This is a genomic window from Rhodococcus ruber (genome assembly GCF_016804345.1).
Classification (GTDB): domain Bacteria; phylum Actinomycetota; class Actinomycetes; order Mycobacteriales; family Mycobacteriaceae; genus Rhodococcus; species Rhodococcus ruber.
On record NZ_CP044211.1, the window covers coordinates 2,574,408 to 2,593,261 of the forward strand.

Genomic DNA, 18,854 nt, shown 5'->3' on the forward strand with positions numbered 1-18,854 from the left:
CCTGCCGGTCCGCTCGTGCGCCGGCATGTCGTCCGCTGCGATCACAACTGAACGAGGAGCTTGTCGCGATGCCGGTGCCGCCCCCGGAGAGAATTGCCGAACTCGTCTCCGGACCGATCGAGCGCGAGGGATACGACCTCGAGGACGTCGTGGTCACGTCTGCGGGCAAGCACAGCACGGTGCGGTTGTTCGTCGACAGCGACACCGGACTGAGCCTCGACGAGGCCGCCCGTCTGAGCACTCTCGTCTCGGAGGTTTTCGATTCCGTCGCCGACTTCGGCGAGTCGCCCTACGTGCTCGAGGTGACCAGCCCCGGCATCGGCCGCCCGCTCACCCTCGAACGGCACTGGCGCCGGTCCCAGGCCCGCAAGGCGCGGATCGACCTGGACGACGAGACGATCGTCGGCCGCATCGGTGAGCTCGTCGGCGACGAGGTCCGGGTCGTCGTCCCCGGCCGCAACGGGCCGTCCGTGCGGGTGCTTCCGCTCGCGGATGTGCGCCGCGCCGTTGTCGAGGTCGAGTTCAACGCGCCGAATCCGCGCGAACTCGAACTCGCGGGCGGGGTGCCGGACGGCCGGGTGCGTGCGGGCGAGATCGCCGAGAGCGACGGCGAGGATCCGGACGACGAGAACGGCACCGACTACAACGGCACGGACGAAGTGAAGGTGGACAAGTGAATATCGACATCGCAGCCCTGAAGGTCCTCGAGGCCGACAAGAACATCCCGTTCGATGCGCTGATCGAGACGATCCAGACGGCCCTGCTCACCGCCTACCGGCACACCGACGGGCACCAGCCGCACGCGAGTGTCGACGTGGACCGCAGGACCGGCGCTGTGCGGGTGATGGCGCAGGAGTTCGACGCGGACGGCAACCTCGTCTCCGAGTGGGACGACACCCCCGAGGGCTTCGGCCGCATCGCGGCGACCACCGCGCGCCAGGTGATCATGCAGCGCATTCGCGATGCCGAGCACGAACAGCGGTTCGGGGAGTTCGCGACGCACGAGGGCGAGGTCGTCGCCGGCGTCGTCCAGCGCGACACCCGCGCCAACGCCCGCGGCATGGTCGTGGTGAAGATCGGTGGCGAGACCACCGGCGCCGAGGGGCTGATCCCGCCGGCCGAGCAGGTGCCCGGCGAGACGTACGAGCACGGTGACCGGATCCGCTGCTATGTCGTCGGGGTCTCCCGTGGGCAGCGCGGTCCTCAGATCACGCTGTCCCGGACGCACCCCAATCTGGTGCGCAAGCTGTTCGCCCTCGAGGTGCCGGAGATCGCGGACGGGTCGGTGGAGATCGTCGCCGTCGCGCGGGAAGCCGGCCACCGTTCCAAGATCGCGGTCCATTCGCGAGTGCCGGGGCTCAACGCCAAGGGCGCGTGCATCGGCCCGATGGGGCAACGGGTGCGCAACGTCATGCGTGAACTCGGGGACGAGAAGATCGACATCATCGACTTCGACGAGGACCCGGCGAGGTTCGTCGGCAACGCACTGTCCCCCTCGAAGGTGGTATCCGTCACAGTCGTCGATCCCGACGCGCGTGCGGCCCGGGTCGTCGTCCCCGACTATCAGCTCTCCCTCGCGATCGGCAAGGAGGGGCAGAATGCCCGCCTGGCTGCGCGGCTGACCGGGTGGCGGATCGACATCCGCAGCGACGCCGCGGCCGGTGGTTCGGAGTCGGCGGGGTCGCCCGCGACAGGCAGGTAGGGGTGGAATGCACGGTTCCGGCCCGATCAGCGGTAGAGTGGTCGATGGCTCAGCATGAGCTGCCCTCGGCCGGCCGAGAGCGCATCGCTCCGGTGCGCACCTGCGTCGGGTGTCGGCAGCGGGTGCTGGCTGCCGATCTGCTGAGGGTCGTGGCGCGGGCGACGGAGTCGACAGGTTTCGTGCTGGTGCCGGATCCGGGGCGGAGGATGCCCGGTCGGGGCGCGTGGCTGCACCCCGACCCGGAATGCCTCGGTCAGGCGGAGCGGCGTCGAGCATTCGGCAGAGCGCTGCGGGTGTCGGGAACAATCGACCCGTCCGCGCTTGTTCAGCTGGTCGGGGTCCGGAACGAGGGGAACTCGGCGTAGCGATACGCGCCGGACCGGGGACACCAACTCTGAGAAGAACAGGTACGAACACTCATGAGCACACCGTGAAGCACCAGCGATGAACGTCCATCGGAGATAACCCGAGGTCGTGCGGGCACCAGCCGCTCGACCTCATCAGTGAGGAGAGCAGTGGCAGGCAAGGCCCGTGTACACGAGTTGGCCAAGGAACTCGGTGTCACCAGTAAGGAACTTCTCGCCCGTTTGAAGGAACAGGGCGAATTCGTGAAGTCGGCGTCCTCGACAGTCGAGCCGCCGGTGGCGCGCCGACTGCGCGAGTCCTTCGCGAAGGCGAACGGCGACGGCGCAGCCCCGTCGGCGGCCCCCAAGCCCGGGGCGCCGCGCCCCGGTCCCCGTCCGGCTGCGCCCGCCCAGGCCGCACCGGCACCCGCCCCGGCCCCGCAGCCGGAAGCCGCCGCCCCGGCGCCCAGCCCGGCTCCGGCGGCGCGTCCCGCCGCGTCCGGCCCCAAGCCCGGCGCTCCGCGCCCGGCCGCCCCGAAGCCGGCCACCCCGGAGGCCCCGGCCGCGCAGGCCGCGCCGCAGGCACCGGCCCCGCAGGCGCCGGCCCCGCAGACGCCGAGCCCCGGTCCCAAGCCGGGCGGTCCCCGTCCCGGTCCCAAGCCGCCGCGCGTCGGCAACAACCCGTACTCGTCCGCCCCCGCGGAGCGTCCTGCGCCGCGTCCGGGCGCCCCGCGTCCGGTTCCCGGTCAGGGTCGCCCCGCTGGCGGTCCCGGTGGTGCCCGTCCGGCCCCCGGTCAGGGTCGCCCCGCGGCCGGTCCCGGCGGTCCCCGTCCGGCCCCCGGTCAGGGTCGCCCCGCGGCCGGTCCCGGCGGTCCCCGTCCGGCCCCCGGTCAGGGTGGCCCCCGGCCGTCCCCGGGATCGATGCCCCCGCGTCCGAACCCGGGCGCGATGCCGCAGCGTGCTGCACGTCCCGCCCCGACCGGTCGTCCCGGTCGGCCCGGTGCCCCCGGCGGGCGTCCGGCCGGCGGTGGCGGCGGTTACCGCGGTGGTGGTGGCGGCGCTCCGGGTGCCGGCACCGGTGCCGGCGCTCCCGGTGGATTCCGCGGTCGCCCCGGTGGTGGCGGCGGTGGTGCCGGTCGCGGTGGCCGCGGTGGCACCGCGGGTGCCTTCGGCCGTCCCGGTGGCGCTCCGCGCCGTGGCCGCAAGTCGAAGCGGCAGAAGCGGCAGGAATACGATTCGATGCAGGCACCGTCGGTCGGCGGTGTGCGGCTGCCGCGCGGCAACGGCGAGACCATCCGTCTCGCTCGCGGGGCGTCCCTGTCCGACTTCGCGGAGAAGATCGACGCGAACCCGTCGGCCCTCGTGCAGGCGCTGTTCAACCTCGGTGAGATGGTCACGGCCACTCAGTCGGTGAACGACGAGACTCTCGAGCTGCTCGGCTCCGAGATGAACTACAACGTTCAGGTCGTCAGCCCCGAGGACGAGGACCGCGAGCTGCTCGAGTCGTTCGACATCACCTACGGCGAGGACGAGGGCACCGAGGAAGACCTCGTGCAGCGCCCGCCGGTGGTGACCGTCATGGGTCACGTCGACCACGGCAAGACCCGCCTGCTCGACACGATCCGCAAGGCCAACGTCCGCGAGGGCGAGGCCGGCGGCATCACCCAGCACATCGGTGCCTACCAGGTGATGACCCACCTCAACGGCGAAGACCGGCTGATCACCTTCATCGACACCCCGGGTCACGAGGCGTTCACCGCCATGCGTGCCCGTGGCGCGAAGTCGACCGACATCGCGATCCTCGTGGTCGCGGCCGACGACGGCGTCATGCCGCAGACGGTGGAGGCGATCAACCACGCTCAGGCTGCGGACGTGCCGATCGTGGTCGCGGTGAACAAGATCGACAAGGAGGGTGCGAACCCTCAGAAGATCCGCCAGCAGCTCACCGAATACGGCCTGGTCACCGAGGAGTACGGCGGCGACACCATGTTCGTCGACATCTCGGCGAAGCAGGGCCTGAACATCGACCAGCTGCTCGAGGCCGTGCTGCTCACCGCGGACGCGTCCCTCGATCTGCGGGCCAACCCGGACATGGAGGCGCAGGGCGTCGCGATCGAGGCGCACCTCGACCGTGGCCGCGGCCCCGTGGCCACCGTCCTGGTCCAGCGCGGCACGCTGCGGGTCGGCGACTCGATCGTCGCGGGTGACGCGTACGGCCGGGTCCGCCGCATGGTGGACGAGCACGGCGACGACGTCCTCGAGGCGTCGCCCTCGCGGCCGGTCCAGGTCATCGGCTTCACGTCGGTGCCCGGCGCCGGTGACAACCTCGTCGTCGTCGAGGAGGACCGCATCGCACGGCAGATCGCGGACCGCCGCAATGCGCGCAAGCGCAACGCGCTGGCCGCCAAGAGCCGCAAGCGGATCAGCCTCGAGGACCTCGATGCCGCGCTCAAGGAGCACAACGAGCTCAACCTCATCCTCAAGGGCGACAACGCCGGTACGGTCGAAGCCCTCGAGGAGGCCCTCATGGGTATCGAGGTCGGGGACGAGGTGCGGCTGCGAGTCATCGACCGCGGTGTCGGTGGTGTGACCGAGACCAACGTCAACCTGGCTGCCGCGTCCAACGCTGTGATCATCGGCTTCAACGTCCGCGCGGAGGGCAAGGCCACCGAGCTCGCCAACCGCGAGGGTGTCGACATCCGCTACTACTCGATCATCTACCAGGCGATCGACGAGGTGGAGAAGGCGCTCAAGGGCATGCTCAAGCCCATCTACGAGGAGGTCGAGCTCGGCCGCGCCGAGATCCGGGCGATCTTCAAGTCGTCCAAGGTCGGCAACATCGCGGGCTGCATGGTCCAGTCCGGCATCGTCAAGCGCAACGCGAAGGCCCGTCTGCTCCGCGACAACAACGTCGTCGCCGAGACGGTCACCATCTCCTCGCTGCGGCGCGAGAAGGACGATGTGACCGAGGTGCGGGAAGGCTTCGAGTGCGGTCTGACGGTCACCTACTCCGACATCAAGATCGGTGACGTGATCGAGGCGTACGAGCTGCGCGAGAAGCCGCGCGACTGACGCGGCCGGATACACCCGACGGTCTCGTCGGCGGCGGTGGGCGAGATGATCGCCCGCCGCCGTCGGCGTGCCGGAGATCGGCACCGCACGACATCGGAGGACGGATGTATCTCGGGGCTCTGGAACTGGACGTTCTGCTCGGCGACGTGCGCTCGCTCAAGCAGAAGCGGTCCGTGATCCGTCCTGTGCTCGCCGAGCTGCGGCGGATGACGGTCAGTGCCGCCGAGACCGGTGACCAGGACCTCTACCGCCGCGCCGAGATCGGGGTGGCGGTGGCCGCGTCCGCGGTGCCGTACCTCAACGAGGTGCTCGACACGTGCGAGCGGCTCGTCGCCGAACGCCCGGAGTTGCAGCTGCTCTCCGTGCGGCGAAGAATTTTCGGTCCGGAGGACTGACCGGACCGGTCGAACAACATGTGGTCGCCGTCGGCGGCCGGGGAGAGGAACCGACTGACATGGCCGATCCAGCACGGGCACGCCGACTGGCCAAGCGCATCGCCACGATCGTCGCCACGGCCATCGATCACGAGATCAAGGATCCGAGGCTGGCGTTCGTCACGGTGACCGACGCGAAGGTCACCGCCGATCTGCACGACGCCACCGTCTACTACACGGTCCGCGGCGAGAATCTGGACGCCGAACCCGACCTGGCCGCGGCTGCCGCCGGCCTGGAGAAGGCCAAGGGTGTGCTGCGCTCGAAGGTCGGAGCGGGAACCGGAGTGCGATTCACCCCCACGCTGACCTTCGTCACCGACACCGTGCCGGACACCGCCCGGCACATGGAGGAACTTCTCGAGCGCGCACGGGCTGCCGACGAGGAGCTGGCCAAGGCCCGGGAGGGAGCCGCACCCGCCGGCGAGCCCGACCCATACAAGGAGCCCCGGACCCGTCCCGACGGTGACGATCTGTCGCGTCCCGACGACGGTGACGATCTGTCGCGTCCCGACGACGGTGACGATCTGTCGCGTCCCGACGACGGTGACGATCTGTCGCGTCCCGACGACGGTGACGATCTGTAGCGCACCGATGGCCGAATCGACGCAGGCCGCCCCGGCGGTCGATCTCCGCGACGCCGTCGCGCTCCTCGAGGACGCGACGTCGGTGACGATCCTCTGCCATGTCCAGCCCGACGCCGACACCTTCGCCTCCGGCCTGGCCCTCGGCACGGTGCTCGAGCGGCGTGGCACTCCGGTGCAGGTGGCATTCGCGTCTCCGGCTGCCGTTCCGGCCTCGATGCGCGACCTGCCCGGCGGTCACCTACGGGTGCCCGCCGGGCAGGTCCGTCACGAGGTGGATCTCCTCGTCACCGTGGACTGCGGCACGGTCGGCCGACTCGGGCAACTCGCGGGCCGCCTGGCCGGAGCGAAGCGCATCCTGGTGATCGACCACCACCGCTCCAACACGCGGTTCGGCACCCACAATCTGATCGACGAGGCCGCCGAATCCACCACCGCCGTGCTCGCCGATCTGTTCGACGAGTGGGGCGTGCAGATCGACGCGGACCTCGCCCACTGTCTGTACGCGGGGCTGGTCACCGACACCGGATCGTTCCGCTGGGGGCGTGCGGGCTCGCACCGCCTCGCGGAACGGCTGCTGGCGACCGGGATCGACGGCGCCGCGATCACCCGCCGGCTTCTCGACACCCACCCGTTCGGGTGGCTGCCCATGCTGTCGATGGTGCTCGCCTCGGCGACGCTCGTCCCCGATGCCGCCGGCGGTCGCGGACTCGTCCACGCGACAGTGCGCCGCGCGGACTCCGCGCATCTGGGAGCCGAGGAGATCGAGAGCGTCATCGACATCGTTCGAACGACGGCAGAGGCGGAGGTCGCCGCCGTATTCAAGGAGTGCGGGCCGGACGTGTGGACGGTGTCGCTGCGATCGAAGCGGCACATCGACGTTTCCGCGACCGCCGCCGCGCTCGGGGGAGGCGGGCACCGGTTCGCATCCGGCTACACCGCGTACGGCGACCGCGACCTGGTCGTCGCGGCACTGCGCGCGGCACTGGACTGACGATGCCGGCGCCGCAGGACACCGCCGGCCCGGAACCGGACGCCGCGTCCCACCTCGTCCCCGAGGCCACCGCAGGACGCATCTTCGGGCTCGCGGTGCCGGCACTCGGAGTACTCGCCGCCGAACCCCTGTACCTTCTGTTCGACATCGCCGTCGTCGGCCGGCTCGGCGCCCTGGCCTTGGCCGGACTGGCCATCGGCGGCCTCGTCCTCGCCCAGGTCAGCACCCAGTTGACCTTCCTGTCCTACGGCACCACCGCCCGGGCCGCCAGATTCCACGGCGCCGGACGGCGGGACGCCGCCGTCGCCGAGGGGGTGCAGGCCACCTGGCTCGCACTCGCCGTCGGGACGGCGATCCTGATCGTCGGCCAGCTCCTGGCCGAACCGGTGGCCGCGCTGATCGCCGGCGACGAGCAGATCGCCGAGGCCGCGGTGTCGTGGCTGCGCGTCGCCCTGTTCGGCGCACCGCTGATCCTCGTCGGCCTCGCCGGCAACGGCTGGATGCGCGGTGTGCAGGACACCGCCCGCCCCCTGCGGTACGTGCTCGCCGGGCTCGCGCTCTCGGCGGTGCTGTGCCCGCTGCTCGTGCACGGCCTGGCCGGAGCCCCCCGCTGGGAACTCGTCGGCTCCGCCGTCGCCAACGTCGCCGGCCAGAGTGTGTCCGCAGCGCTGTTCGTCGGGGCACTGCTCCGGTCCGGTGTGCCGCTACGACCACAACGGACGGTGATCGCCGCGCAGGTGCGGCTCGGCCGCGACCTGATCGCCCGCAGCCTGGCCTTCCAGGCGTGCTTCCTGTCCGCGGCCGCGGTCGCCGCCCGGTTCGGGGCGGCCGCCGTCGCAGCACACCAGGTGGTGCTGCAGTTGTGGAACTTCGTCTCGCTCACCCTCGACTCGCTCGCCGTCGCCGCCCAGGCGCTGGTGGGCGCGGCCCTGGGGGGAGGAGCCCGCTCCGATGCGAAGCGCCTGGCGTGGCGGATCACCGCGTGGTCCACGGTGTTCGCCACCGGCCTGGCGCTGGTGTTCCTCGGGGGCGGCGACGCGATTCCGGCGCTGTTCACCAGCGATCCCGGGGTGCTCGAGCAGATCGACGTCGCCTGGTGGTTCTTCGTCGCGCTCCTACCCGTCGCCGGTGTCGTGTTCGCGCTCGACGGCGTGCTGCTCGGCGCCGGCGACGCCGCCTTCCTCCGCACCGCCACGCTCGCGTCCGCACTGTTCGGATTCCTGCCCCTCGTGTGGTGTTCGCTCGTGTGGGACTGGGGTCTCGCGGGTATCTGGACTGGGCTTACGGTGTTCATCGTGTTCCGGATGGTGGCCGTCGTGTGGCGGACGCGGTCGGGGCGGTGGGCGGTGACCGGTGCGGACCGGCAGGCTCGGCCCCCGCACGAGACGGCGCGCGACGAGACGAAGAAGGAGAGCCGGTGACGGGGAAACTGTGGGCGGTCAGCGACATCCACGTCGGGCATCGAGGCAATCGCCCCGTCACCGAGGATCTGTACCCGGAATCGCCGGACGACTGGCTGATCGTCGCCGGCGACGTCGCCGAGAAGTCCGACGACATCCGCTGGGCACTGTCGCTGCTGCGCAGCCGTTTCGCGAAGGTGATCTGGGTTCCCGGCAACCACGAACTGTGGACCACCGCCAAGGACCCGGTTCAGATGCACGGCGCCGCCCGGTACGACTACCTGGTGACGATGTGCCGCGAACTCGACGTGCTCACCCCGGAGGACCCGTACCCCGTGTGGCACGGCGAGGGCGGACCGGTGACGCTCGTGCCGATGTTCCTGCTCTACGACTACTCCTTCCTTCCCGAGGGCACCGCGACGAAGGCCGAGGGCCTGGCGCTGGCCCGTGAACGCAACGTCGTCGCCACCGACGAATTCCTGCTCGCGCCCGACCCGTACGTCACTCGGGACGTGTGGTGCCGCGTACGGCTCGACGAGACCCGCAAGCGTCTCGACGCCCTCGATCCATCGCTGCCGACGGTGCTGATCAACCACTTCCCGCTGGTGCGCGAGCCCACCCGGATGTTGTTCTATCCGGAGTTCTCCCTGTGGTGCGGCACGACCGAGACCGCCGACTGGCACCTGCGCTACCGCGCCCTCTGCGCCGTGTACGGGCACCTGCACATCCCGCGTACCACGTACTACGACGGTGTCCGCTTCGAGGAGGTCTCTCTCGGCTATCCGCGGGAATGGCAGCGCCGGGGCCTGCCGGATCGACTGTTACGCCAGATCCTGCCCGTGCCGGAGTACCCGCCGGGATCGTTGAACAAATGGGGCGGACACTTCCGGGTCACGCCCGAGATGGAAGCCGAAGTCGAGAAGATGCGTGCAGGGCGCACTGCACAGAGCATGCGCGCGGGGCGCGAAGGGGAGTTGCGATGACCGACCCGACCACCGCGACCCGCACCGGGCTGATCAGCCGGATCCTGCCCGACGGGATCGCCGCCGCGGAGTTGTTCGAGGACCCGCCCGGTCTGCGACCGCACCCGCAGGAAGAGCCGCTGGTCGCCCGCGCGGTGGACAAGCGCCGGCGGGAGTTCGCCGGGGCACGGCACTGCGCCCGGCTGGCCATGCGGCAGCTCGGGATGGAACCCGGCCCGGTGCTCAAGGGCGACAAAGGGGCACCGGTCTGGCCGCGAGGGGTGGTCGGCAGCCTCACCCACTGCGACGGATACCGCGGAGCTGTTCTGGCCTATGCGTTGCAGGTGCGGTCGCTGGGGATCGACGCCGAGCCGCACGGACCTCTCCCCGACGGGGTGCTCGAAGCGGTCTCCCTGCCCCAGGAGCGCACCTGGCTCGCGGGCACCGATCCGAGTCTGCACTGGGACCGCCTGCTCTTCTGCGCCAAGGAGGCCACCTACAAGGCGTGGTTCCCGCTCACCGGACGCTGGCTCGGCTTCGAGGACGCCCACATCACGTTCGAGCGCGACGGCGCGGCCGCACCGGGCGCAGTCGCGTCGGGCACGTTTCGCTCCGACCTGCTCGTCCCCGGAGACACCCGGACGGGTGCCCCCCTGGCCGCGTTCGACGGGCGGTGGCTGATCGCCGACGGGCTGATGCTCACGGCGATCGTCGTGCGCTGACGTCGCAGTCGACGTGGCAGAATCGGGCCCCGTGTCTGCCTCCGAGAACCCCGCCCTCACCCGTGCCGGTCTGCTCGTCGTCGACAAGGACGCGGGCATGACGAGCCACGACGTGGTGGCCCGCTGCCGGCGACTGCTCGGCACTCGCAAGGTCGGTCACGCCGGCACCCTGGATCCGATGGCGACGGGCGTGCTCGTCCTCGGGGTGGAGCGCGCGACGAAGATCCTCGGTCTGCTCGCCCTCACCACCAAGGCGTACGCGGCGACGATCCGGCTCGGCCAGAGCACCGTCACCGACGACGCCGACGGCGAGGTGCTCGCGACCACCGACGCCGCCGCGGTCACGGACGAGGCGATCGCTACGGCCGTCGCCGCGCTCACGGGGGACATCTCCCAGGTGCCCGCCAGCGTCAGCGCGATCAAGGTGGACGGCAAGCGTGCCTACGCCCGGATGCGCGACGGGGAGGCCGTCGAGCTGGCGGCCCGCCCGGTCACGGTCTCCCGTTTCGCGGTACTCGCCCGGCGTGAGGTGCGCGCGGACCGCGGGTGTTTCGTCGACCTCGACGTCGAGGTGGAGTGCTCGTCGGGCACCTACATCCGGGCGCTCGCCCGCGACCTGGGGTCCGCGCTGGGTGTCGGCGCGCACCTGACCGCGCTCCGCCGCACCCGGGTCGGCCCGTTCGGGCTCGAGCACGCTCGCACGCTCGCCCAGCTCGAGGACGACCCGACCGTGAGCCTGGACATCGACGCCGCGATCCGGACGGCGTTCCCGTGCCGGGACGTCACCGCCGCGGAGGCGGCACTGCTCGCGAACGGCCGGTGGCTGGACCCGGTGGGGATCCCCGGCGTGTACGCGGCGATCGATCCGTCCGGCCGCGCCGCGGCGCTGCTCCAGGAGAAGGGCACGCGGGCCTCGGCGGTGTTCGTCGTGCGCCCGGCCACCATTTGACGTCCTCCCCGTCGTGAACAGCGGGGATTCCGGTCTGCGCCGCTCATGCGGTGCTCCCGGCGGGTTCTCGCTTCACGGCCGGGTGCGGGACCGGGGTCCCGGCTGACACCGGCTCCACGAGCGTTGGGCTGTCCGCGCGTCCCGCGGCCAGGATGTTCTTCGCGGCGTTCACATCTCGGTCGTGGACCGCGCCACACGGGCAGGTCCACGACCGGACGTGCAGGGGCTTGGCCTCCCCGATGGCCCCGCACACCGAGCACGCCCGCGTGGAGGGGAACCACCGGTCGACCCGGGCGAAGGTGCGCCCGTGCCGCCGTGCCTTGTACTCGAGCATCGCCGTGAACGTCGACCACCCGGCATCGTGCACCGAGCGGGCGAGCTTCGTCCGGGCCAGCCCGGACACGGCGAGGTCCTCCACGTACACCGCTTGGTTCTCGCGGACGATCGTGGAGGAGAGCTTGTGGAGCCAGTCCCGGCGGGTGTTCCCGACCCGGGCGTGGCAGCGCGCCACCTTTCGGCGCGCACGCTCCCGGCGGGCCGAGCCCTTCTGCCGCCGGGCGAGTTCCTTCTGCGCGGTCCGCAGCTTGGCCTGCGCCTTGCGGGCGAGGCGGGGGGCGTCGACCTTCGTGCCGTCCGACAGTACCGCGAAGTGTGTCAGCCCCAGGTCGATCCCCACCTCGTGCGGCACGAGGGGCAACGGCTGGTCGGGGACGTCGACGACGAACGAGGCGTGGTACCGCCCGGCCGCGTCCATCGTCACCGTCACGCTCGACGGCGCCGAGGGCAGGTCGCGCGACCAGCGCACCGGGACGTCCCCGACCCCCGGCAGCCGCAGCCGCCCGTTCGGGAGCACCCGGAAACCGGGCGGCCTTGGTGAACCGGATCGACTGGGCCCGGTCCGTCCGTGACCGGAACCGGGGCGCGCCGAGCTTGCGACCCTTCCGGGTGCCGTCGAGGGAGGCGAAGAAGTTCCGGTAGGCGGCGCAGGCGTCGGCGAGGGCCTGTTGCAGGACGACGGCGGACACCTCGGCCAGCCATGCCCGTTCCGGGGTCCGTTTCGCCGCGGTCAGCGCCTTCGACAGCGCCGCGTCGGTCGGGAACGGCGCCCCCGCCTCGTGCGCCGCCCGCCGAGCGGCGATGGCGTCGTTGAACACCACCCGGGCGCAGCCGAACACCCGCGCCAACACTCGGCGCTGGGCCGGGGTCGGGTCGAGCCGGTAGGCGTACCGGAGCTGCACACAGACCACTGTACCGTATTGGTTTATGGGCGATGACGACGACATCCGCACTGGCAGACACTGCACGTTCCTCATGCATGTGCACTTGGTTTTCGTCACGAAGTACCGGCGCCAGGTGTTCGGTGACCGGCACCTGAACCGGATGGAAGAGATCATGCGCGCGGTGTGCACGGACTTCGAGGCCGAGCTGGTCGAGTTCCACGGCGAGGCCGACCACGTACACCTGCTGGTCCACTACCCGCCCAAGGTCGCCGTCTCGAAGCTGGTCAACAGCCTGAAAGGCGTCTCCTCCCGTCGTCTGCGCCAGGAGTTCCCCGAGCTGGTCCGGCACTACTGGCGCGCGCAACGGCTGTGGTCCGGGTCCTACTTCGCCGGGTCCGTCGGCGGCGCGCCGCTGAGCATCGTGCGCCAGTACATCGAGCAGCAGAACCGTCCGGTCCAGGGCACGGCTCGGCCCTGGCGGCCCTTCCCGCGCGGGCCTTCACCACCGCCGTGAACGGCGGCGCACTGACCCACATCCCGGTAGCGGCGGAGCCGCCTACACCAGCCAGATCGCGTCGGCGGCGGGATGTCCCAGGTCGACCGTGCTGCCGGCGTCGCCGCCGATGCGAACCGCGACGGTGCCTGCGAAGTCGCGGCGTTCGACGACGCGGATGTCGGTGTCGAGGGCGATGCCCACGTCGTCGAAGTAGCGCAGCATTGCCGGGTCGGCGTCGGAGATGCGGGCGACCCGGCCGTGCTCACCGTCGACGAACGCGCTGAGCTGGCGGGCCGGCGGCGTGGGGATCGTGCCGTCGACCGCCGGGATCGGATCTCCGTGCGGGTCCCGTTCCGGATGGCCGAGCTTGGCGTCGATCGCGGCGACGAGCCGGTCGGAGACGGCGTGCTCGAGCACCTCGGCCTCGTCGTGCACCTCGTCCCAGCCGTAGCCGAGTTCCCGGACCAGATACGTCTCGAGCAGGCGGTGCTTGCGGACCATGGCCACGGCCGCCGCGCGCCCGGCCTCGGTGAGCGAGATCGCGCCGTAGCGTGCGTGGTCGACGAGACCCTGCTCGGCGAGCTTGCGGACGGCCTCGGAGACGGTCGAGGCCGACACTCCGAGCTTCTCGGCGAGCAGCTTCGTCGAGACCTTCTCACCCGACCATTCCCGGACGGTCCAGATGATCTTGAGATAGTCCTGCGCGACCGGCGTCAGCATGTCCGTCGCCGCCACCTCGGTCGCCCCGCTCCTGTCGCCCACGGGGACAGCTTAGGCAACTCTCACCGTCGAATCATCCGGCTCGCGCAGCCGAGTGCGCCGTCGCAGGGCTCCGGTGACGAGTCCCTGGTGGGGCGAGAACAGATAGGCCATCGTGAACACGACCGCTTGGGCCAGAACGACGACGCCGCCGGTGGAGGCATCGGTGTAGTAGCTGACGTATACGCCGGTCGCCGACGTCAGTGCAGCCAGGGTGGGAGCGAGCACCAGCATCCGCGACAGCCGTTCGGTGAGCAGGTACGCCGTCGCACCGGGGATGATCAGCATCGCCACGACGAGGATGACCCCGACGGCCTGGATGGCGGCGACGATGGTGACCGCCAGCAGCGCGAGCAGCAGCGCGGACAGCCGGGCCGGGGAGATCCCGAGGGCGTGGGCCTGCCCCCGGTCGAACGCGAACAGGGTCAGGTCGCGGCGCTTGGCGATCAACACGACGAGCACCACCACTGCGAGCGCGGTGACCTGCCACATGTCCGCGGTGGCCAGGCCCAGCAGGTTGCCGAACAGCACATGGTGCAGGTCCACCTGGCTCGGGTTCTTCGAGATCAGCACGACACCGAGGGCGAACAACGTCGTGAAGACCACGCCGATCGCGGCGTCCTCCTTGACCTTGGTGGTGTTGCGGACGAGCCCGATCAGAGCGACGGCGGCCCCGGCGAACAGCAGCGCGCCCACCGCGAACGGCGCTCCCACCAGGTAGGCCAGCACCACGCCGGGCAGCACGGCATGGGAGACGGCGTCGCCCATCAGCGACCACCCGATGAGTACGAGCCAGCAGCTGAGCAGGGCACACACGATCGTGGCGGCCACCGCGACGACGAGGGCGCGCTGCATGAAGCCGTACTGCAGAGGTTCGACGATCAGTTCGACGAGGTTCACCGTGCCTCCTGGGCGACGTGGGGGGCCGGCAGCAGGGGGTCGACGCCGAAGGCGCGCGCGAGGTTCTCCGGCCGCAGCACCTCGTCCGGGGCGCCGTGGACGAGGATGCGCCGCTGCAGCAGCGCGGCCTCGTCGCACAGCAGCGACAGTCCGGCGAGGTCATGGGTGGCGACGAGGATCGTGTGCCCCGAACCGGCAAGGTCCCGGATCACCTCCGTCAGGGCAGCCTCGGTGCGCTTGTCCACGCCGGCGAACGGCTCGTCGAGCAGGAGCAGGGGAGCGCCCTGGGCGATGGCACGGGCGACGAAGACACGCTTGCGCTGACCCCCGGAGAGCTGGCCGATCTGCCGCTGCACGTAGCCGGCCATGTCGACGCGTTCGAGCGCGGCCCGGACGGCGGCGTGGTCGGCGGGCCGCGGCCGGCGCAGCCAGTTCTGCCGGCCGTAGCGGCCCGTCATCACGACTTCGCCCACGCTGATGGGGAAGTCCCAGTCGACGGCCTCGCTCTGCGGCACGTACGCGACGGCACCGGCCTTCCGGGCGGTGACGGTGTCGGTCCCGCCGATGGACACGGTGCCGGTGCTCGGTCGCACGATGCCCATGATCGCCTTGAAGAGGGTGGACTTGCCCGAGCCGTTGGTACCGACGAGCCCGCACACCCGGCCGGGGATGAGCGTCAGGTCGACGCCGTCGAGCGCCGTGACGGTGCGATAGTGCACGCTGAGCCGCGAGACGGCCAGGGCGGGGGTGGGTGTCGCGGTCATGGACGCAGCCCTTCGGTGATGGTGCGGACGTCGTGCCGGAGCAGGTCGAGGTAGGTGGGCACGGGACCGTCCGGCTCGGAGAGCGAGTCGACATACAGGGTTCCGCCGAACCGGGCTCCGGTGTCCTCGGCGACCTGCCGCTGGGCCTTGTCCGAGACGGTGGACTCGCAGAACACGGCAGGCACGGCGTTGGTCCGGACGAAGTCGACGGTGCGGGCGATCTGCTGCGGGGTGCCCTGCTGGTCGGCGTTGACCGCCCACAGGTAGGCCTCGCTCAGGCCGGCGTCGCGGGCCAGGTAGCTGAAGGCCCCCTCGCAGGTGACCAGCGCCCGGTGGTTCGGCGGCAGCACGGCCAGATCGGCGACGAGTTCTTCGTGCAGCGCCTGTAGTTCGGTGCGGTACGCCGCGGCGTTGGCGGCGTAGTCCGCGGCGTGCTCGGGGTCGAGGTCGGTGAAGGCGGCGGCGATGTTGTCGACGTAGGTCTGGGCCGCCAACGGGGACATCCACGCGTGCGGGTTGTGCCGCCCCGCGTAGGCGTCCTCGCCGATCGGCAGCGGCGGAACCCCGTCGCTGAGCACGGCGTGGGCCGCGTCGGTATCGGCGAGGAACTGCTCGAACCAGCGCTCGAGGCCGAGGCCGTTGTCGAGGACGAGGTCGGCGCGGGAGGCGTAACGCAGGTCGCCCGGGGTGGGTTCGTAACCGTGGACCTCGGCGCCGACCTTGGTGATCGACTCGACCCGCAGGTGCTCCCCGGCGACGTTGCGGGCCATGTCCGCGAGCACGGTGAAAGTGGTCAGTACCAGGGGCCGGTCGTCGTCGGAACTCTGCGCCGCGGCACAGCCCGCCAGGACCGTCGTGGCCGCGACGACCACCACGATTTTGCGTAGTCCAACGAAAATGTTCGGCATGCCGAAATTATGGCGGGACACTGGCGGAGTTGTCCATGAGGCGCTCCGGGCGAGCCGGAGATGACCGCCCGGCCGCCGGGTCGTAGGCTGCAGCGTGTGCAGAGATGGCGAGGTCTCGACGAAATTCCTGCGGATTGGGGTCGTTGTGTCCTGACGATCGGGGTGTTCGACGGTGTGCACCGCGGGCATCAGCAACTGATCGCGCGGGCGGTGAAGTCGGCGAAGGAACGCGGCACGGCCAGCGCCCTGATGACGTTCGATCCGCACCCGATGGAGGTCGTCCGGCCGGGCAGCCACCCGGCGCAGCTCACGACCCTGGCGCGACGTGCCGAACTGGCCGAGGAACTCGGCATCGACGTCTTCTGCGTCATGCCGTTCACGCCCGAGTTCATGAAGTTGTCCCCCGAGCGGTACGCCCACGAGATCCTCGTCGAGCGGCTCCATGTCGCCGAGGTCGTCGTCGGCGAGAACTTCACCTTCGGCAAGAAGGCCGCCGGCAATGTGGATCTGCTGCGCACCATCGGCGAGCGTTTCGGCTTCGCCGTCCAGGGCCTGACCCTGCTCAGCGAACATGCGGTGACGTTCTCGTCCACCTATATCCGCTCGTGCGTGGACGCCGGCGACGTCGCCGCCGCGGCCGACGCGCTGGGCCGCCCCCACCGCGTCGAGGGCGTCGTGGTGCACGGCGACGGCCGGGGCCGCGATCTCGGCTTCCCCACCGCGAACGTCGCGCCGCCCATGTACTCGGCCATTCCCGCGGACGGCGTCTACGCGTGCTGGTTCACCGTCCTCGGTCCGGGTAGCGGTGGACTCGGCACCGTCACCCCGGGGGAGCGGTACCTCGCGGCCGTATCGGTGGGCACCAACCCGACCTTCTCCGGGCGTACCCGCACGGTCGAGGCGTTCGTCCTCGACGAGGAGGCCGACCTGTACGGCCAGCACGTCGCGGTCGACTTCGTCGAGCGGCTGCGCGGGATGGAGCGGTTCGAATCGGTGGAGGCCCTCGTCTCGGCGATGCACCGTGACGCCGAGCGGGCACGCGAAGTGCTCGAGCGCGCTCGCGGCTAGGGGCCGTTCCGGCCCGGGATCGCGCCCCGATCGGGGACAATTCCCGGTGTGTCGATACGTCAGTGGCGGCACGCGCGCCTGACCTGGGCAGATGCCGCGAACTACTACGAGTCGAAACCGGGCCGGCCGACCGACTGGTCCGCATTCGTCGTGTTCGATGAGCAGGACGGGACCGTTCGCGGCCCCGGGGACGCGCTCGCTCACCTGCGTTCCCGGACGCATCTGCTGACGGCGCTGGACCGGCGGATCGTCGAGGCGCCCGGCCGGCTGGACTACCCGTACTGGGTGCGGGCGCAACTCCCGCCCGAGCAACGTATCGAGTACCGCGAGTGGGCCGGCGGCTCGTTCACGGACTGCATCGACGCCATCGCCGACCTCTGCGCGGACCCGCTGGACGTCCGGCGGCGTGCGTGGTGCCTGCACGTCTTCGCCGGAGTGTCCGACCCCGACGACCCGACGGCGACCGTGACGGTCGTCGTGCTGCAGGTCAGCCACGCCGGGATGGTCGGTTCGGCGTTGGGTGCCTTCCTCGGCACACTGTTCGGCGCGGACGGGCAGCCACTGCGCGTTCCCGGTCTGGCGCCGGCCGCGACGCGCCCGCACCACGCCGCCGCAGCGGTGTCGGGGGTGGCACGCTTCGCTCGCTGGTACCTGGGGCTCGGCGCGGTCCTGGTGCGGCGGGCGGCATCGGCGCGGTCCGCGGACACCCCGGCGGTCCCGTCGCCGGCGGCGCGGCCGATGCTCGCCCGCGCCCCCGGGCGCGACCGGGCGATCCGGATCGTGCGTCCGGACCTGGGCAGTCTCGTGGGCCGGACCTACACCGTGACAGCCATGGGCCTGGCGGCGGTATCCCTGGCGCTGCAGCGCTACCTCGGCGAGCACTGCGCGCCCGTCGTCGATGTACGCGTCGCGGTTCCGGTCGCGGTGGGCGCGGCCGGTGTCGCGCTGGGCGTCAACCGGCTGACTGCCGCGATCGTTCCGTTGTGCACCGAGGTCGCCGATCCCCGCGACCGGGTGGCGGCCGTGGCCGACGCGCTCGCCCACGAGCGGCGGATCGCGACGTCTCCCGAGGTGTTGGACCGCCTCGCGGGCGCGGGTGCGGTGCCGTATCCGGTGTACCGCCGGGTGACGGACCGGCACGACCGCGCGGCGTCGGCAGGTGGAGCCCCGGGCCCGGCCCAGACGGCGGTCACCAGTGTCGACTGTGGCGGCGAGGCCGACTGGACCTACGGCGGCGCGGCATTCCGATTCGTCGCCGGCATCCAGTCTCTGCGTCCGGGGATGGGTCTGGTGCACTCCTTCAGCCGGGCCGGCGATTCGTTCGCCGTCACCGTCATGAGCTCCCCGCTGCTGATGCCGGACCTCGATCGGTACGCGACCCTCCTCGAGGAGGGGTTCGCCGAGGTGATCGAGGCCACCGGCGGCCGGCGATCCGGCACCGGCCCCCGGGGGCGAGGGTGACCGAAGCGGGTGCGCACCCCTCTGGTACGCTCATCCGCTGGTGTGTGCTGTGGTTCGCGGTGGCCGCACCGACGGGTTCCGGCCCGTTTCACGAAGCGCGCGGACGTCATCGATCAGG

19 protein-coding genes and 1 pseudogene are annotated in these 18,854 nt (G+C 71.2%); 14 read left to right on the plus strand and 6 right to left on the minus strand.

All coding sequences use genetic code 11. The features are described from left to right. Positions 1–68: 68 nt before the first annotated feature. The 11 genes from rimP (at position 69) to truB (ending at position 11,160) form a co-directional block, all read left to right on the plus strand. Complete coding sequence (rimP, locus tag F1734_RS12065) at positions 69–677, plus strand: ribosome maturation factor RimP (RefSeq protein WP_010592707.1); 609 nt, start codon at positions 69–71, stop codon at positions 675–677. Further along, positions 674–1,702: a transcription termination factor NusA gene (nusA, locus tag F1734_RS12070; protein ID WP_003938972.1), complete on the plus strand. Its 1,029-nt coding sequence runs from the start codon at positions 674–676 to the stop codon at positions 1,700–1,702. The genes rimP and nusA overlap by 4 nt, the downstream gene beginning before the upstream one ends. A 44-nt stretch (positions 1,703–1,746) precedes the next feature. Beyond that, a complete protein-coding gene (locus F1734_RS12075; protein WP_010592706.1) occupies positions 1,747–2,067 on the plus strand; it encodes a YlxR family protein in 321 nt (106 codons plus the stop codon). Positions 2,068–2,217: 150 nt separating this feature from the next. Next, positions 2,218–5,118 (plus strand): translation initiation factor IF-2, encoded by a 2,901-nt coding sequence (gene infB, locus F1734_RS12080; RefSeq protein WP_082061257.1) that lies wholly within the window; start codon positions 2,218–2,220, stop codon positions 5,116–5,118. A gap of 104 nt (positions 5,119–5,222) precedes the next feature. Then, positions 5,223–5,513, plus strand: a complete 291-nt coding sequence (locus F1734_RS12085; RefSeq protein ID WP_003935690.1) for a DUF503 domain-containing protein — start codon at positions 5,223–5,225, stop codon at positions 5,511–5,513. A gap of 59 nt (positions 5,514–5,572) precedes the next feature. Then, a complete protein-coding gene (gene rbfA, locus F1734_RS12090) occupies positions 5,573–6,136 on the plus strand; it encodes a 30S ribosome-binding factor RbfA (protein WP_064066762.1) in 564 nt (187 codons plus the stop codon). Between the two features lie 7 nt (positions 6,137–6,143). Further along, complete coding sequence (locus F1734_RS12095) at positions 6,144–7,127, plus strand: DHH family phosphoesterase (protein ID WP_010592704.1); 984 nt, start codon at positions 6,144–6,146, stop codon at positions 7,125–7,127. A gap of 2 nt (positions 7,128–7,129) precedes the next feature. Continuing rightward, positions 7,130–8,548, plus strand: a complete 1,419-nt coding sequence (locus F1734_RS12100; protein WP_102030768.1) for an MATE family efflux transporter — start codon at positions 7,130–7,132, stop codon at positions 8,546–8,548. After that, on the plus strand, positions 8,545–9,510 hold the full coding sequence (locus F1734_RS12105) for a metallophosphoesterase family protein (RefSeq protein WP_017680696.1): 966 nt from the start codon (positions 8,545–8,547) through the stop codon (positions 9,508–9,510). The genes F1734_RS12100 and F1734_RS12105 overlap by 4 nt, the downstream gene beginning before the upstream one ends. Continuing rightward, complete coding sequence (gene npt / locus F1734_RS12110) at positions 9,507–10,211, plus strand: 4'-phosphopantetheinyl transferase Npt (protein ID WP_203011728.1); 705 nt, start codon at positions 9,507–9,509, stop codon at positions 10,209–10,211. The genes F1734_RS12105 and npt overlap by 4 nt, the downstream gene beginning before the upstream one ends. Before the next feature lie 31 nt (positions 10,212–10,242). Further along, positions 10,243–11,160: a tRNA pseudouridine(55) synthase TruB gene (gene truB, locus F1734_RS12115; protein WP_017680695.1), complete on the plus strand. Its 918-nt coding sequence runs from the start codon at positions 10,243–10,245 to the stop codon at positions 11,158–11,160. 43 nt (positions 11,161–11,203) lie between these two features. On the opposite strand, the gene F1734_RS12120 is transcribed toward truB, so the two are convergent. Next, positions 11,204–12,013, minus strand: a complete 810-nt coding sequence (locus tag F1734_RS12120) for an RNA-guided endonuclease InsQ/TnpB family protein (RefSeq protein ID WP_064066489.1) — start codon at positions 12,011–12,013, stop codon at positions 11,204–11,206. Between the two features lie 313 nt (positions 12,014–12,326). Then, a pseudogene (locus F1734_RS26265) lies at positions 12,327–12,473 on the minus strand (helix-turn-helix domain-containing protein); the annotation flags it as partial. Here F1734_RS26265 and tnpA point away from each other — a divergent pair. Further along, the gene (gene tnpA / locus F1734_RS12125) at positions 12,424–12,894 is read left to right on the plus strand and encodes an IS200/IS605 family transposase (protein ID WP_017680694.1); all 471 of its coding nucleotides are present in this window, start codon (positions 12,424–12,426) and stop codon (positions 12,892–12,894) included. The pseudogene F1734_RS26265 and the gene tnpA sit on opposite strands and share 50 nt — an antisense overlap. A gap of 42 nt (positions 12,895–12,936) precedes the next feature. On the opposite strand, the gene F1734_RS12130 is transcribed toward tnpA, so the two are convergent. From F1734_RS12130 to F1734_RS12145, 4 genes are read right to left on the minus strand one after another with little or no spacing between them, the layout of a single operon-like run. Beyond that, on the minus strand, positions 12,937–13,596 hold the full coding sequence (locus tag F1734_RS12130; protein WP_040271917.1) for a metal-dependent transcriptional regulator: 660 nt from the start codon (positions 13,594–13,596) through the stop codon (positions 12,937–12,939). Between the two features lie 51 nt (positions 13,597–13,647). Beyond that, positions 13,648–14,535, minus strand: a complete 888-nt coding sequence (locus F1734_RS12135) for a metal ABC transporter permease (RefSeq protein ID WP_010592696.1) — start codon at positions 14,533–14,535, stop codon at positions 13,648–13,650. Next, positions 14,532–15,299, minus strand: a complete 768-nt coding sequence (locus F1734_RS12140; RefSeq protein ID WP_010592695.1) for a metal ABC transporter ATP-binding protein — start codon at positions 15,297–15,299, stop codon at positions 14,532–14,534. Before F1734_RS12140 ends, F1734_RS12135 begins: the two co-directional genes overlap by 4 nt. Continuing rightward, complete coding sequence (locus F1734_RS12145; protein WP_072786447.1) at positions 15,296–16,207, minus strand: metal ABC transporter substrate-binding protein; 912 nt, start codon at positions 16,205–16,207, stop codon at positions 15,296–15,298. The genes F1734_RS12140 and F1734_RS12145 overlap by 4 nt, the downstream gene beginning before the upstream one ends. Before the next feature lie 96 nt (positions 16,208–16,303). Between F1734_RS12145 and F1734_RS12150 the strand changes: the two genes are divergently transcribed. Both F1734_RS12150 and F1734_RS12155 read left to right on the plus strand, forming a co-directional pair. Continuing rightward, positions 16,304–17,275 (plus strand): bifunctional riboflavin kinase/FAD synthetase, encoded by a 972-nt coding sequence (locus tag F1734_RS12150; RefSeq protein ID WP_026137746.1) that lies wholly within the window; start codon positions 16,304–16,306, stop codon positions 17,273–17,275. Positions 17,276–17,323: 48 nt separating this feature from the next. Further along, complete coding sequence (locus tag F1734_RS12155) at positions 17,324–18,736, plus strand: wax ester/triacylglycerol synthase domain-containing protein (RefSeq protein WP_203011730.1); 1,413 nt, start codon at positions 17,324–17,326, stop codon at positions 18,734–18,736. Positions 18,737–18,854: the final 118 nt, after the last annotated feature.